General features: G+C 46.1%; 17 protein-coding genes. 7 read left to right on the forward strand and 10 right to left on the reverse strand.

Translation table 11 applies throughout. The features are described 5' to 3' along the window. Nucleotides 1-23 precede the first annotated feature (23 nt). Both C7Y71_RS06365 and C7Y71_RS06370 read right to left on the reverse strand, forming a co-directional pair. The gene (locus C7Y71_RS06365) at nucleotides 24-614 is read right to left on the reverse strand and encodes a hypothetical protein (protein WP_146739467.1); all 591 of its coding nucleotides are present in this window, start codon (nucleotides 612-614) and stop codon (nucleotides 24-26) included. A gap of 18 nt (nucleotides 615-632) precedes the next feature. Further along, entirely contained in the window at nucleotides 633-1,337 is a 705-nt protein-coding gene (locus tag C7Y71_RS06370) for an SIR2 family NAD-dependent protein deacylase (RefSeq protein ID WP_111899008.1), read from the reverse strand. Nucleotides 1,338-1,458: 121 nt separating this feature from the next. On the opposite strand from C7Y71_RS06370, the gene C7Y71_RS06375 reads away from it, so the two are divergent. The 6 genes from C7Y71_RS06375 to C7Y71_RS06400 all read left to right on the forward strand — a co-directional run bounded on the left by C7Y71_RS06375 (nucleotide 1,459) and on the right by C7Y71_RS06400 (nucleotide 6,111). Further along, entirely contained in the window at nucleotides 1,459-2,052 is a 594-nt protein-coding gene (locus tag C7Y71_RS06375) for an FKBP-type peptidyl-prolyl cis-trans isomerase (protein ID WP_111899007.1), read from the forward strand. Nucleotides 2,053-2,099: 47 nt separating this feature from the next. Beyond that, entirely contained in the window at nucleotides 2,100-3,077 is a 978-nt protein-coding gene (locus C7Y71_RS06380) for an FKBP-type peptidyl-prolyl cis-trans isomerase (RefSeq protein WP_111899006.1), read from the forward strand. Nucleotides 3,078-3,162: 85 nt separating this feature from the next. Next, nucleotides 3,163-4,038, forward strand: coding sequence for an FKBP-type peptidyl-prolyl cis-trans isomerase (locus tag C7Y71_RS06385; protein ID WP_193215857.1), 876 nt, complete (start codon nucleotides 3,163-3,165; stop codon nucleotides 4,036-4,038). A gap of 20 nt (nucleotides 4,039-4,058) precedes the next feature. Next, nucleotides 4,059-4,961, forward strand: coding sequence for an FKBP-type peptidyl-prolyl cis-trans isomerase (locus C7Y71_RS06390; RefSeq protein ID WP_111899004.1), 903 nt, complete (start codon nucleotides 4,059-4,061; stop codon nucleotides 4,959-4,961). Nucleotides 4,962-5,139: 178 nt separating this feature from the next. Beyond that, on the forward strand, nucleotides 5,140-5,589 hold the full coding sequence (locus C7Y71_RS06395) for a PepSY-like domain-containing protein (RefSeq protein WP_111899003.1): 450 nt from the start codon (nucleotides 5,140-5,142) through the stop codon (nucleotides 5,587-5,589). Between the two features lie 78 nt (nucleotides 5,590-5,667). Next, nucleotides 5,668-6,111, forward strand: coding sequence for a PepSY-like domain-containing protein (locus C7Y71_RS06400; protein WP_111899002.1), 444 nt, complete (start codon nucleotides 5,668-5,670; stop codon nucleotides 6,109-6,111). Between the two features lie 120 nt (nucleotides 6,112-6,231). Here C7Y71_RS06400 and C7Y71_RS06405 read toward each other — a convergent pair whose 3' ends face one another. The 7 genes from C7Y71_RS06405 to rpsO all read right to left on the reverse strand — a co-directional run bounded on the left by C7Y71_RS06405 (nucleotide 6,232) and on the right by rpsO (nucleotide 13,951). After that, nucleotides 6,232-7,194, reverse strand: a complete 963-nt coding sequence (locus C7Y71_RS06405) for a sensor histidine kinase (protein ID WP_193215858.1) — start codon at nucleotides 7,192-7,194, stop codon at nucleotides 6,232-6,234. A gap of 2 nt (nucleotides 7,195-7,196) precedes the next feature. Beyond that, nucleotides 7,197-7,922, reverse strand: a complete 726-nt coding sequence (locus C7Y71_RS06410) for a response regulator (RefSeq protein ID WP_111899000.1) — start codon at nucleotides 7,920-7,922, stop codon at nucleotides 7,197-7,199. 54 nt (nucleotides 7,923-7,976) lie between these two features. Continuing rightward, nucleotides 7,977-9,707 carry a Na/Pi cotransporter family protein gene (locus tag C7Y71_RS06415; RefSeq protein ID WP_111898999.1) on the reverse strand — a complete coding sequence of 577 codons (1,731 nt, stop codon included), beginning with the start codon at nucleotides 9,705-9,707 and terminating at the stop codon, nucleotides 7,977-7,979. Nucleotides 9,708-9,933: 226 nt separating this feature from the next. Beyond that, nucleotides 9,934-10,692, reverse strand: coding sequence for a succinate dehydrogenase/fumarate reductase iron-sulfur subunit (locus tag C7Y71_RS06420; protein ID WP_111898998.1), 759 nt, complete (start codon nucleotides 10,690-10,692; stop codon nucleotides 9,934-9,936). 6 nt (nucleotides 10,693-10,698) lie between these two features. After that, on the reverse strand, nucleotides 10,699-12,639 hold the full coding sequence (locus C7Y71_RS06425) for a fumarate reductase/succinate dehydrogenase flavoprotein subunit (RefSeq protein WP_111898997.1): 1,941 nt from the start codon (nucleotides 12,637-12,639) through the stop codon (nucleotides 10,699-10,701). Between the two features lie 86 nt (nucleotides 12,640-12,725). After that, complete coding sequence (locus C7Y71_RS06430; protein ID WP_111898996.1) at nucleotides 12,726-13,424, reverse strand: succinate dehydrogenase cytochrome b subunit; 699 nt, start codon at nucleotides 13,422-13,424, stop codon at nucleotides 12,726-12,728. Nucleotides 13,425-13,681: 257 nt separating this feature from the next. After that, nucleotides 13,682-13,951 carry a 30S ribosomal protein S15 gene (gene rpsO, locus C7Y71_RS06435; RefSeq protein WP_111898995.1) on the reverse strand — a complete coding sequence of 90 codons (270 nt, stop codon included), beginning with the start codon at nucleotides 13,949-13,951 and terminating at the stop codon, nucleotides 13,682-13,684. Between the two features lie 204 nt (nucleotides 13,952-14,155). Between rpsO and C7Y71_RS06440 the strand changes: the two genes are divergently transcribed. Beyond that, a complete protein-coding gene (locus C7Y71_RS06440) occupies nucleotides 14,156-14,644 on the forward strand; it encodes a hypothetical protein (RefSeq protein ID WP_111898994.1) in 489 nt (162 codons plus the stop codon). A gap of 96 nt (nucleotides 14,645-14,740) precedes the next feature. On the opposite strand, the gene C7Y71_RS06445 is transcribed toward C7Y71_RS06440, so the two are convergent. After that, entirely contained in the window at nucleotides 14,741-15,625 is an 885-nt protein-coding gene (locus C7Y71_RS06445; RefSeq protein ID WP_111898993.1) for a lysophospholipid acyltransferase family protein, read from the reverse strand. Nucleotides 15,626-15,634 lie beyond the last annotated feature (9 nt).

The raw sequence follows: 15,634 nt of genomic DNA on the forward strand, positions 1-15,634 counted from the left end.
TAATGATTTTTTGCGGCGCAAAGTTACCGCTTTTCCGTAGGAAATTCGGCATCTTCTGCAGTTTTGTTTGCGTCTTCGTGTTGTTTTTCTTCTGTTTTGTCGGATTTTTCTTTCTCTTTTTCCTTCTGAGCAACTTTCTTTCGCTTTTCTACGATGGCTCTGATTTTTTTCTCCGTCATGTCAACAAAGAGGGCGCGTTCGAGGTAAAGCAAGAAGAAATTAACTATGAGTAAGACTAAAAAAATCCCGATGAAAAGGAGCAAAACGGTTTTTATGTACCCCAAACCTGTCGTTTCTGCAGCATGGTTCAAATCCTCATAGGCAAGTACGAAATTGTCGTGCAGCGACAGGTTGTAGTGCGTCCACAATTTGCGACAGGCTATGATGAACGGCGTTACATAGGCGAGCGAAAGAACGAATACAATTATTCGCCAAACTGTAGCCTTTTTCCATACCTTGTAAGCCATGTATATGGGCAACAGCAGTGCCGTAAAGAGCAACACGGCAGGTTCGGCATAGATAAAGAGCACCGTGTTGAGTTCCTCGTAAGTCATCCCCAACAGGTGCGCCATTACCCACACTATGGCGCTGCATATCTTGAAAAGCAGGTTCATCTTGTCCGAAACTCGCCGTTACAGCATTCTTTTTAATAGTTCTGCCGCTTTTGCTACGCCTTTCGACGCTACATCCTGAATAACCTCAACATGTCTGCTTGAATTCACCTGCACAGGCTTGGGATCGACCAAAAGCACAGGCGCATCGGACTTGACATAATGAATGAGACTTGCTGCAGGATAAACCACCAGTGATGTACCCACTATGAGGAGCGCATCGGCTTCTGACACCTCACGTGCTGCTGCATCGAGGTTAGGCACAGGTTCGCCGAAGAACACAATCCATGGGCGGAGCAATGAACCGTCCTCACACATCGTTCCGCGAGGCACTTCCCACTCTTCCGGCTGTAGCGTGCGAATATAACGAGGGTCGTTGGGGTTGCGGGTGGAACACATTTTCATCAGTTCGCCATGCAGGTGGATGACATTCGTGCTGCCTGCACGCTCGTGGAGGTCGTCCACATTCTGAGTAACCACCACCACTTCATAGTCATTCTCGAGAGCCGCCACATCATAATGTCCCTGATTGGGCTTGCCCGTGATGAGGTCGTGACGCAGGCTGTTGTAGAAATCCGTAACCATATCCGGATTGCGTTCCCACCCTTCGGGCGTTGCAACGTCTTCCACAGAATGTTTCTCCCAAAGTCCCTGAGAGTCTCTGAAAGTACTGAAACCACTTTCTGCGCTCATTCCGGCTCCGGTGAGCAAAACCAGTTTTTTCATCTTTCTCTTAATTTTGGTCTTACAAAGATATGCATAAAATGAAAAACGGCAAAGAGACGCCATTATTCCGAATAAATATGTAATTTTGCGCGCAAATTATATAAATAAGGACTTTTATTCTATGAACAAATTAAGTTATGCACTCGGCATGAACATCGGCAGACAGTTCAGCGAGATGGGTGTTGAGAACTTTTCTGCCACAGACTTTGCACAGGCGGTGGCAGATGTGCTCGAAGGCAAGACGCCTGCTTTGACGCCTGCTGAGGCGCAGCAGCAACTGGAACTCTTCATTAAGGAACAAGAGGCTCGCGAAGCCAAGAAGGGCGAGGCAGCACGTAAGGTAGGCGAAGATTTCCTGGCAGAGAATGCCAAGCGCGAAGGCGTGAAAGTTACAGAAAGCGGACTGCAGTATATGGTACTTGAAGCCGGTCTCGGCAAGCACCCAAGTGCTACAGACAACGTGAAGTGCCATTATGAAGGACGGCTCATCGACGGCACGGTGTTCGACTCCAGTTATCGTCGCGGCGAACCTGCCACATTCCCACTCAATGGTGTCATCAGCGGTTGGACAGAAGGTCTGCAACTGATGGGCGAGGGTGCAAAGTTTCGCTTCTTCATTCCCTACAACCTGGCATACGGCTCACGCGGTGCAGGTGCCTCAATACCACCCTACGCGGCACTCATATTCGATGTGGAACTCATCCAAGTGCTCTGAATCGTCAAAAAGAACTGAAAAGAACTAAAAGATTAATAATTAGCATAATGAAAAAGTTTATCATTCTCGCCATGACCGCAGTGTTTTCAGTAGGTTTCATGACCTCATGCGGCGGCGACAAAAAAGAAGGCAGTGTGCCTAAAGAAGAAATCGACACCATCAGTTATTTGCTCGGTATGTCGCAAGCCATGCCCGAACAGATGAAGATGTACCTCAATCAGGTAGGCAGCGACTCTACACACATTGATGACTTCATCAAGGGTATCAAGGACGGTATGAAGGAATTCGATGCTGAAGACAAGAAGGCGGTTGCCTATTGCCTCGGTCTCCAGGCAGGTATTCAGTTCAAGCAACAGGCCTTCCCTGCTACAGAAGCACAGATTTTTGCTGCAGACACTACACAACACATCAACGAGCGTCTGTTTATCAATGGTCTCAAGGACGGTGCGGTGAAGAAGACCACGAAATATGTCATCAACGGCAAGAAGATGGATGCAACCGCTGCTCAGGAATACCTTAGCGAAAAGTTCAAGGTATTGGGCGAAAAGGCCAACGAGACTAAATTTGGCGACAACAAGAAAAAGAACGCAGAATACATGCAGAAGATAGCCAAGAAGGGCGGCATCAAGTCGTTGGGCTCGGGTGTGTACTATGAAGTAGTAAAGGAAGGCACAGGTGCCAAGATACAGACAGGCAAGTATGCGAAAGTAAAGTACAAGGGCGAACTCATCGATGGTAAGGTGTTCGACCAAAATATGGATGCCAACGAGCCCGCTCCAATGCCGGTAGGCAAGAACCAACTCGTGAAAGGCTTCGAACTCGCACTCAAGAGCATGCCTATAGGTTCTACATGGAAGGTTTACATACCATCCGAAATGGCTTACGGCAGCAAGGGTGCAGGCGAAGTGATTCCGCCTTTCTCAGCCCTGATTTTCACTATCGAACTGGTGGGCGAGGCTGATGGACCGAAAGCACCACAGACACAACAGCCGATAGATATGCAACCCGTACAAAAAGCCAAATAAAGTTGATTCAAAATCGCTGAACATATTTTACAATAGAAAGGTCTGCTGCATTAGTGCTATGCAGACCTTTTTAAAACCACTTACAATGAAACGTTTTGTATCTGTATTGCTTATTGGCATCGCATTGTGTTTCGCTTCGTGCAAGCACGAACTGAACATTCCTGAGGCGCAACTGAAGAGCAATCTCGACACACTGAGTTACTGTCTGGGCGTGTTCGAAGCCATCAGCAGCGAATCATTTAACAATCATCTCTCCTACAACCAAATCAGTGAAGACAACGCTTACGACGTTCTCAATGGGCTGTATGCAGGCATAAGCAACAAGGAAAAGGAAGACCAGGGAAGCCCTGAGGCAGATGAAGCCTACGGACTGGGATTTCAGATGGGCGAACAACTTCAGAAGTCGCGCATCTACAGCACAGAGAAAATGATAGGCCTTGGCGAGAAAGAACACCTCAGCGCTGACATCATGGCACGTGGCTTTGCAGACAATGCCCTTGGAAAAGTTACGTTGCAAATAGACGGCAAGGTACTCGACAGAGATGGCGCGGAGAAAACAGGCGACCGCATCATACAAAGTATTTCAGCAAGAATAAACAGCGAGAAATACAGTAACAAAGAAGGTGTGAAGCCACTTTCTGACGGCATCTACTATCGCGTCATCAAGGAAGGCAATGGTCCTAAACCGAAGGCAGACAGCAACGTGGAAATCATCTACGAAGGGCGACTATACGATGGATCTGAATTCGATGCCACATCGCGCCACGATACGCCCACATCTACGCTCAACCTCGGGAAAGTCATCCCGGGCTGGCGTAAAGCCATGATGGCTATGCCTGTCGGCTCGAAGTGGGAAATATACATCCCCTCCAAAGAAGCCTACGGAGAAAAAGGAATTCCCGGCAGCATACCTCCTTACGCTTCGCTCATCTTTACCATAGATTTCATTTCTATAAAATAATATTCACATAATAAAAAACAATGAAAATCAAAACATTAGCCATCGTTGCACTCGCACTGCTGTGCACCGGCACTGTATCGGCACAAAAGAAAAAAAACTCCAAAAAGGCAGAAGCCGTGGTCAAGGCGGAAACGCTCACACCGGCTACACCCGTCATTAGCGTTCAGCCCGTTCCGGCAGACTCCTTCAGTTATGCTGTAGGTGTGGCACAGAGCACCGGGTTGAAAACCTACATCAAGAATTCCTTAGGTGTGGAGGATGCCTACATGGGCGACTTCCTCCGCGGTTTGCAAGAGCCCTACAACGAGGAACACATCAACAAATACAAAGCGTATGCAGCAGGCCTTGAAATTGCCAGACAGAACGAGGAAATCGTTTACAAGGCGATGAACAAACAGGCTACAGGCAGCGAGACTTCCGACTATCTGATTAAGGATCTCTACAACAAAGGTCTCGTAGAAGGTCTGCAAGGCACTGCTACATTGAAGGAAGACAGCGCAGTAGCCATTGCAGAGCGCCAGTTCAAATATCAACAGGAGGTTTACAAAAACCTCAACTTGCAATGGCTGGAAGAAAACAGCAAGAAAGAAGGTGTCAACACCTTCCCCAACGGCCTGCAATACAAGATTCTGACCAAAGGCGCGGGAGTAGTAGCCACCGACACAAACACTGTGGAAGTGAACTATGAGGGCCAACTCATCGACGGCACGGTGTTCGACTCCAGTTACAAACGCGGCAAGTCGGCAAGTTTCAAGCCCACACAAGTCATTAAGGGCTGGTCGCAAGCACTCACCATGATGCCCGAAGGCAGTGTGTGGGAACTCTACATCCCCTACGACCTTGCATACGGAGAGCGTGGTAATCAGAACATCCCCGGATACAGCACACTCATCTTCAAGGTGGAAATCATCAAGGTGAAATAAATATTCTTTTTAACAAATCGAAACAAGCGCATGGCAGAACTGCCATGCGCTTTAATTTTGCCTATTGATATTTGTAATCTTTTTGTAACAAAGTATGACCTTAAATTGAATACCAAAGTATTTATATTTGCAGCGATAAAAGGAATATTTAGTATTAACATCAAAAACATATTGGATTATGAAACTAAACTTATTAAGATTTGCTATCGTAGCCATCTTGTTGGCTGTTGTGAACACTGCACCGTGTTCGTCGCAAAATTCCAATCAGTTTCCTACTAAATTACCTGCAACAGCTCAGGCCATAGTGGATAAACACTTTGCCGGAAAGAGTGTCGTTCTCGTAACTCAGGAAATGGAGTTTGTTCGCCGCTATTATGTGGTGGTATTCTCAGATGGAACCAAGATAAAGTTTGATTCCCGAGGTATTTGGGACGAGATAGACTGCCATCGTAGCCCTGTCCCTGAAGCACTCATCCCTCGTCCTATCCTCGATTTCGTAAAAAAACACTATCCAGGGGTCTTCGTCACAGAAATAGATCGAGAAACACGTGGCTATGATGTAGAACTCTCTAACGGCATTGACATTGAGTTCAATAAAAACTTCCAAGTACGTGAAATTGATACTTAGTAATAATCCTTCTCTTCAAGAGACTCATAAAAATAAACAAATCCTAATAACTAATAAACATTCAAAACAATAATCAAGATGAAAAAGATATTTTCCCTTATGGCTTTCTGCCTCTGCTTATCAACATTCTCCTTCTATTCGTGCAACGATGATAACGACGATATGGTAGGACCAGAAGTAGATGCAGCAGTTGCTACATTCCAAGCTAAATATCCAACTTGCAAAGTAGCAAAATGGGAATGGGAGAGCGGCTATCTGAAAGCCGAATTTATAAAAGACAGCCGTGAGGCAGAGGCTTATTTCAACACCGATGGGACATGGGTTAGGACTGTTACAGAACTCCTTCCTATTGACCTTCCCCAAGCGGCTATTGACTACATCAATACGAACTATCCTGACCGCCGCACGAGGGATGTAGATTTGGTGGAGACACCTGAAAACTCAATGTACTTAGTTGAACTCGAAAAGAGCAAAACTGCCGACATATACCTACGCTTTGCCACTGACGGCACACTGCTCTGATCAGACGCAGGAAAGAGGCGATTCCTCTCTGCTTCTTAGGATAATTTTTTTAGGAGTTGATAGTTGCACCAACCAAGGCGTAACTTCAGCTCCTAAATTATGACTGACTGACGATAGATTTCAAGACGGTATCGGCAAGGAGAAACTGATATGTAGCCCTCCTCCAGACGATTGAGAGGCGGAGATTGTTCCGCCATGAAGGAGCACAGCATTCTTGACTATGGCAAGCCCAAGCCCTGTACCTCCCATAGATCTGCTGCGCCCTTTGTCAATGCGATAAAAGCGATCAAAGATGTGGTCCAAGTGTGCTTCGGGCACTCCCACACCATTATCTCTGAAAGAGAAGTGCCAGGATTGTCCATCTGTAACTCCATTGGAAGACTGAGAAGGAAACTTGGTAGCACTTATCTCTATGGTAGTGCCATTTCCTGCATAGTTTATGGCGTTCTCAAACAGATTGCGAAAAATGCTATAGAGGAGTTCAGGATTGCCCATGACTATAATGTCCGATGGCAGACAATCGCGTAAATTCATCTGTCGCTCATGAAGCCTGAATGCCACTTCCGTGCCTATATCTGCTACTAAAGCGGAAATATCCACTCGCTCTCGCCTAAGTTGATCTGAGGCATAGTCCATACGATTAAGCGTACTCAGGTCGGTAAGCAAGGCTGAAAGTCGCTGGGCCTGAAAATTCGTGCGTGCTATGAATTGACGTTGTTGCTCTTCACTTATGTTAGGATTTGTCATCAATGTTTCAGTAAAGCCAAGTATGCTTGCCACAGGAGTTTTTAGTTCGTGCGAGATGTTTTGTGTCATCTGACGTCGCGTTTCTGCTACTTGCTCATCTTGTTGCTGGCGAATGCGCCAATCCATTCTTTGTGCATAATAATGGAGCAGCCATCCGAGTCCAAACAGCATCAACACTGCCACTAACATCAGGTGCCACTCTATGGGTTCATCGAGAGGTTGGAAGTTGTGGCGACCGTAATCATCGAATAGTATGAAAATGGCGATGAAAACGATAAAAATAGTCATCACACTCCAAAACATCTTCCTTCCTTCGGTCAGATTCTTTTTCTTCATTTTCATTCTTTTGTGGGTTGAAAACAATATCCAAAGCCCGACTTGGTAATGATGCAATCACCATAACGTTCTATTTTCTTACGTAGTCTGGCAATCGCTACATCAACCGAACGATTGGTAACAACAACATCTCTTGGCCAGACAGACTCCAATATCTGTTGACGAGAATACACCTTACTTTGATGACTGAGAAGAAGCAGGAGCAAGTCCCATTCTGTCCGGGTCAACCCCACAATCTTTCCATCAACAGTTAATGTTTTTGTGTCCAGATGCATTTCCAAAGTATCGTATGCTATCAGATTAGAAACATCATGGCTTTCCTTTGTCTTTCGTGTCTGAACTCTATTGAGAACAGCCTTTACCCTTGCCAACACTTCTCGCACAGAAAAAGGTTTTGCCACGTAGTCGTCAGCCCCCAAACTAAAACCGCGCAGGGTGTCTTCCTCTGTATCCTTGGCTGTAATGAAGATGATGGGGATTTGCTTTGTTTGTTCATCGGCTCTCAGTTGCTCAGCTAATTCAAAACCCGATTTACCGGTCAGCATCACATCTAAAAGCAGTAGGTGGAATCCTTTTTCCTGATACTCGGCATCTTGCAAAATTTCCTTTGCCTGTTCTGCCGACATTGCAGTAACGGTGTCATATCCTGCGGCAGCAAGATTGAATGAGAGTATCTCACACAAATCTGGCTCGTCGTCCACCACCAAAATTTTTTTCTTTTCTGTCATAGTTGCAAAAATGCGAAAAACATTTCACATTTTCATATTTCAAACGCTTTTAAATTATTTCTTTACCAAGCGCGCCTGTACCACATTGACCACATAGTCGCCAAGCTTTTCGCATTCCATAATAATGTCAATATAAATAGTACCTAAAGTATAATCATATTCATGATGATTGAAGGCTGCAATGTTTTCGGATTTCAGCCGATTGCGCAGAGCATTTATATCGTTCTCTATACAATAGGTGTTTTTAAGGTCTTTCCGGTTCCTTCGATCACTGGCAATTTCCTCCCGAGAATTAGGCGACGAGGCATATCCTTTTACTACCTTTTGCATCTGAAGAAGAGCCGTCGTTGTAAGTTGCATCATCTTATGTACATTCTGTAAAAGTGGCTCTGTCAGATGCAGATGAGAGTCGTGAAGGCGACGGATGTTGCGCGCCAACTTGTAGCAAGAGTCGCTTATACTCTCCAGTTCGCTTATCTCTCTGAGTATGCTGCGTATCTTTTGTTTTGTCTCGTCTGAAAGATGATCTTGCGAGAGCTGACCAAGAAAGTTGGCTATCTCCAATTCCGTACGGTCGGAGATGTCCTCTTCATGGGATATTTGCTCATACAGATTGTCAAAATCCTTTTCGTCTGTCTGCAAGAGATTTTCTACCTTTCCAAACATCTCCACAACACGGCTTGCAAAATAATGGGTTTCTTTCTGTGCCGCAAGCAGAGAAAGTTCCGGTGTTTGCATCAGGCCACTACCAATGTAGCGCATACGGAAACCCTCCTTTTGATTTTCTGACTTCATTGGCAGCATCCATCGCACAAGTCTTTCCAGTTGAGAAATAAAACCAATGAGCAACAAGGTGTTGCAGACATTGAAACATGTGTGGAACATTGCCAACACTATGGGCAATCGTTCCACCTGACCACCAATAGTCGGGTCGTAACCAGATAGACTGCAAACCATATCAACGAAAGGATAGAACACGATTAACACCCAAATGACACCTGTTACATTAAACAACAAATGTGCCAAGGCTGCTCTTCTCGCTTCTGTGTTAGCACCCAATGCTGCTAGATTTGCAGTAGCAGTAGTGCCGATATTCTCTCCCATGACAAGGGCTATGCCAAGATGTATCGGCAAAACTCCTGTGGAGCAAAGCATGATGGTAATAGCCATTACTGCGGCAGACGACTGAACAACGCAAGTGATAAAAGTACCAATGGTGAGGAATATAATAATTGTCAGATAACTGTCCGTATCAAACGATGCAAAAAAACGTACCACACTCTCGTTGTGTTCCAAGTCTAACTCGCGCCCTTGCGCCGACAGCATCACCAATGAGAGAAACAGAAAGGCTATTCCGAAGATAAAATTGCCCAGGTTACGATAACGCTTGCGATAGATAAATACCATACCTACGAAAAAGGCTGGGAAAACCACATTTGTCAAATCCACATTATAGCCTAACGACATAATCCATGCGGTAAGCGTGGTTCCGATATTCGCGCCCATAATAACAGAGATGGCCTGCGACAGACTAAGCAGTCCTGCAGAAACGAACGAAACGGTCATCACTGTAGTGGCAGAAGACGATTGCACAGCACAAGTGACCAACATACCCGTAAACATACCCGTCACTCTGTTCGTGGTCATCCGCCCTAAAATATGTCGCAACTGTGGACCAGTCATCTTTTGCAGGGCGTCGCTCATCATCTTCATACCATAAATGAGCAGACCTAATGTTCCAAAAATTTTTATAAATACAATCAAATAATCTTCAGTTGTTTCCATAAAAACAAATTTTATCTAACACTTTCTTTACAAAATTAACTCGCATTTGTCAAAATGAAAGGCAACTACCGATTACAATACTGTTACATTTTTTTGATTCGTATGAATTATCCCGAGAACATTTATAAAAAACAAGTAAAACCCACAAAATCAGAAAGTAAAGCAAAAAAAACGCTCCCTGAAAATCAGGAAGCGCTTTTACGTATCTGTTTCAAAAAAGATTATGTCAATCCTTCATTTTTGCCTTGAGGAATTCGCGGTTCAGGCGTGCGATGTTTGCGATGCTTTCGTTCTTGGGGCAAACAGCCTCGCAGGCACGTGTGTTTGTGCAGTTGCCGAAACCGAGTTCGTCCATCATAGCTACCATAGCCTTGGCACGCTTTGCGGCTTCGGGACGGCCCTGAGGCAATAGTGCGTACTGGCTGACCTTCGAGGAGACGAAGAGCATGGCAGAACCATTCTTACATGCAGCCACGCAGGCACCGCAACCGATACATGTGGCGCAGTCCATTGCCTCATCGGCATTCTGCTTGGGAATGAGAATGGCATTGGCATCTTGCGGTGCACCCGTACGCACACTGATGTAGCCGCCGGCAGACTGTATCTTGTCGAACGCAGAGCGGTCAACCATGCAGTCCTTGATTACGGGGAAGGCTGCCGAACGCCAGGGCTCAACCGTGATAACATCGCCGTCGTTGAAGCGACGCATGTAAAGTTGGCAGGTTGTAGCACCGGTTTCTGTCTTACCATGGGGTGTACCGTTGATGTAGAGTGAACACATGCCACAGATGCCTTCGCGGCAGTCGTGGTCGAATACGAAAGGTTCGCTGCCTTCCTCAATGAGTTGTTCGTTGAGGATATCGAGCATTTCGAGGAAACTTGTATCATCGGGGATATCGGTCATCTGACGCTCGTCAAAATGCCCCTGGTCCTGCGGACCGTTCTGTTTCCAATATCTGATTGTAAATGAAATATTCTTTGCCATGTCTGTTTAACTCTTATAGTTACGTGTTTTAACCTCAATAGCCTCGTATTTGAGAGGTTCAGTGTATTTCTGAGGAGCTTTGCCTTCGCCCTGATATTCCCAGCAGCCTACGTAGAAGCAGTTTGCATCGTCGCGCTTGGCTTCGCCTTCTTCCGTCTGGTGTTCCTCGCGGAAGTGTCCGCCGCAGCTTTCCTCGCGGTTGAGGGCATCGTAAGCGATGAGTTTACCCATAGTGAGGAAGTCGTTCAGGCGGAGAGCCTTGTCGAGTTCCACATTCACACCTTCGATGTGAGGTACGAAGAGGTTGGTTTCGAATTCCTTCCTGAGACCGTCAATGAGCTCGATAGCCTTTTCGAGACCGGCCTTGTTGCGAGCCATGCCTACATAGTCCCACATCACGCGGCCCAGTTCCTTATGGATGGAATCTACAGAGCGCTTGCCGTTGATGTTGAGCAGGTGGTCGATGCGTGCCTGTACTTCCTTCTCTGCTTCATCGAACTCGGGAGCATCGGTCTTGAAGCGAGGCACGGTAATCTGGTCGCTCAGATAGTTCTGAATGGTGTAAGGCAACACGTAGTAACCGTCTGCCAAGCCCTGCATGAGTGCTGATGCACCGAGACGGTTGGCGCCGTGGTCGCTGAAGTTGCACTCGCCAGCGGCAAACAGACCTGGTATAGTGGTTTGGAGTTCGTAGTCCACCCAAAGTCCACCCATGGTGTAGTGGATGGCAGGATAGATCATCATCGGCTCTTCGTAAGGCGATACGTCCGTGATTTCCTCGTACATGTCGAAGAGGTTGCCGTAGCGCTGTTCCACTGCATCGCGGCCCAGGCGGTTGATGGCTTCGGAGAAGTCGAGGAACACTGCCAGTCCGGTGTTGTTAACACCATATCCGGCATCGGTACGTTCTTTGGCTGCACGGCTGGCAACGTCGCGCGGCACGAGGTTACCGAATGCGGGATAGCGGCGTTCGAGATAGTAGTCGCGTCGCTCTTCAGGTATTTCGCTACCCTTAATGCGACCCTCACGGAGTGCTTTAACGTCTTCCATGTTATTGGGCACCCAAATGCGGCCGTCGTTACGCAGTGATTCCGACATCAGCGTGAGTTTCGACTGCTTGTCGCCATGCACGGGGATACACGTGGGGTGAATCTGCACGAAGGCAGGATTTGCGAAATAAGCACCCTTCTTGTATGCTGCGATGGCTGCCGAGCAGTTGCAACCCATGGCGTTGGTGGAGAGGAAGTAAGTGTTGCCGTAACCACCAGTTGCGAGAATGACGCAGTGCGCAGCGAAACGCTTCAGTTCGCCTGTAACGAGGTTGCGGGCGATGATACCGCGTGCGCGACCGTCTATCATCACTACGTCGAGCATCTCGTAGCGCGTATAGAGTTCTACCGTGCCTTCATGCACCTGACGCATCAGTGCTGAATATGCACCCAGCAAAAGTTGCTGTCCGGTCTGACCTTTTGCATAGAAAGTGCGGCTCACCTGCACACCACCGAAAGAACGGTTGGCGAGCAAACCACCATATTCGCGCGCAAAGGGCACACCTTGTGCCACGCATTGGTCAATGATGCTTGCACTCACTTCTGCCAAACGATATACGTTGGCTTCACGAGCACGATAGTCGCCACCTTTCACAGTGTCGTAGAACAGACGATACGTGGAGTCGCCGTCGTTCTGATAGTTCTTTGCTGCATTGATACCTCCCTGTGCAGCGATGGAGTGTGCGCGACGGGGAGAGTCCTGAATACACAGGTTAATCACATGAAATCCCATCTCGCCGAGAGAGGCGGCTGCAGAGGCACCTGCCAAGCCGGTACCAACGACTATAACGTCAAGTTTACGCTTGTTGGCGGGATTTACCAGCAACTGGTGTGCTTTGTAATTGGTCCATTTCTCAGAAATAGGACCTTCAGGTATTTTGGAATCTAATTTTGCCATAATTCAGTTATTTAAAAGATGGAGAATTTGTTGAAGAATTAGTCTGCCACCATCGGTGGAGACTGTTTTCTTCATTAGTCACACTATTAGCCGATAAGTGCCGTTCCGCCGAATGCAAAGTAAAGTGCTACAACAAGGAACAACAATATCACGATTGAAGCATACCAGAAACCGATAGTCTTCAAACGGCAGAACCAAACTTTGTTGTTTGCACCGAGTGTCTGCATACCGCTCCAGATACCATGAGTGAGGTGGAACCAAAGTGCGCAAAGCCACACCACATAGAGGGCTACATAGATGTACGACGTTACACCTGCGCCATGGAAGGTGTAAACAATCATCTCATAACCATTGGCAGGATCAATGCCGTTTACAGGAGTTGTGCCTGCCAATTCTGCGAACATCATGTTGAACCAGAAATTGAACAAGTGTAGCAAGAGTCCGAGACAAACGATGAGACCGAGCACGAACATGTTCTGCGATGCCCATTCCACTTTTGCAGGCTTGTCTGTCACTGCATAGCGATTGCTGCCACGTGCCTTGCGATTCTGCAAAGTAAGCATTATTGCATAGACAAAGTGGATGACAACCAATGCCGCAAGACCAGCCGTTGCAGCAACTGCATACCAGTTGGCTCCAAGGAATTCGCATATCATGTTGTATCCATCTTCAGAGAAGATAGCCACAACATTCATGCAGGCATGGAACGTCAAGAACAGGACGAGGGCGAGACCGGTTACGGACATAACCACCTTTCGTCCGATAGATGAATTACATAACCACATAAATTGATTTGAATTAAGTTTATTGATTTTAAATTGTTGTCACAATGAACCATCCTCATTTATTAGGAGGACGCATTTCTGTGCAAAAATAAGTTAATTTTAACATAAATAGAAATTTTCAATCATAAAAATTGCCATTTTTCGTTTTCTGGAGCAGCACTTTATTGCGATTCAGCAGAAGTGCTGCAAAGAAAAACACAAAACACTCCGAAATCTTTAACGACTTCGGAGTGTTTCTTTTGTTTTTTCAAGCGAAATTATTTACGCAGACCGAGTGCCTTAACGATGGCACGGTAGCGGTTGATGTCTTTCGCTTTGAGGTAGTTGAGCAACGCACGGCGCTTACCTACCAACATGACGAGGGCCCTTTCAGTTGTATGATCTTTACGGTTGGCCTTCACGTGTTCCGTCAAATGGGAAATACGGTAAGAAAACAAGGCTATCTGACTCTCTGCAGAACCAGTATCCGAATTAGACTGTCCGTACTTTCCAAAGATCTCCTTTTTCTTAGCAGAATCTAAGTACATTGTGAATTGAATTAATTGGTTTTGTGCTAAAAGCGGGTGCAAAGATACAACCTTTTTTTAAAGTGCAAAATCTTTTTAAAATCTTTTTGATTTAACGAAATTTGAAAAACATTTTTCATCTGAAAGAATATATTTTCGGAACTTTTATATATCTTTGCGTTTGATTGTAATATTTATTATTTAAACTATTTAACTCAAATCAACATGAAGAAAACCATTCTTTCAATTATTGCTGTGGCATTTGCTGCCACCATCAGTTTCTCTACATCAAGTTGTGGCGGTGGTTCCGCTGAGAATATTCCTGACTCTCTCCTCGCAGGCGAATGGGAAGCAGAAGACGAATCTGTGGAACTCGAATTGGATACTGCAAAGCATGAAGGTAAACTGAACTTTGTTGACAGAAAGTCTGTAGAAGGTGCTGTTTGCAACTCTTGGGCGAGATTTACTTGGGAAGTTGCTGGCGATAACATTAACTTGAAGTTCGGTGACAGTAAATTCTGCGATGGCAATATGTCTTATTCTAACGATGATGCTAAAGCAAAGATTGAACCCGTTGCAAAGGCATTGGCTGAAAAACTGAACGAGACTTATACAAAGGATTCAGTGTTCACTTACACTGGTGTTGTGGCTACTGACAGCACACTCACGCTTAACAATGGCAATGAGAAATTGGTTTTGAAGAAAGACAAATAAACCATCGTTTTAAGTATTAAAATCAACCGACGGGTTTGAACTGAATGGTTCGTTCCCGTCGGTTTTGTTGTTTGATAGTGGCTGTTTTTCTGCGCTTCACGCTTTTTCTTCTTCACCGCTATTCCTCTGGCGCTTCCACCGGTTGTGCGACCAGAGCCAATACTGCGGTTCACGGCGAATCATCTTTTCCATTTCCTTCATATACATTTCCGTAAGGGCATATTCCGGCAGGGCTTTCACGTCGGTACACATCTTGCGCAAGGTGCACTTGTAATAGCCCCGTTTCACGCGCTCTACATCGCCGAACACGATTGCCGCATCTACCTTGCGCGCCAAGCGCTCCGTACCGGTAAAGACGGGGGTGTCCTGATGCAGGAAATCCACCCAGTCGTGAATGCTGTCCCACTTAGGAGTCTGGTCGCTAATAAAACCGATGATGGTAGGCTTTTTCTCACTTTTGAGTTGCATCACAATACGCAGGATCTTGTTCTTATCCATGCAGTTGCCGCCAAAACGGGAGCGCATCTTCAGGAAGAGTTCGTCCATCCATTTGTCCCGAAGCGGCTTGTAAACCTGTCCGGGATAACAGCGGTCTGACCACATCGGCATTGAAGCAAACCACTCCCAATTACAATAGTGCCCCAGATAGATAAAAACGAAAGGATGGTCGTCGAGCAGGTCTTCCATTTCTTTTACACCCTCAAACACCATGCGCCGCTTCATTTCCTCCTTACTTATAGACATCATTTTCAGCGTTTCTGCTATCACGTCGCATAAATGATGGTAGAACTGCCGCACAATCTTCTTTCGCTCTGCTTCGGTCTTCTCAGGGAAGGCGTTATCGATGTTCTTCTTCACAATTTTCCTCCTATATCCTGACACAAAGGGGCGAATGATGTCAGCAAAGACATATAGCACCCTTAATGGTAGGTGCGACACACCGAGGGCAATATAGTATAGTATTTTCTTTAATATCTGCATTTAGCAATT

Source organism: Pseudoprevotella muciniphila (genome assembly GCF_003265305.2).
Lineage (GTDB): Bacteria > Bacteroidota > Bacteroidia > Bacteroidales > Bacteroidaceae > Alloprevotella > Alloprevotella muciniphila.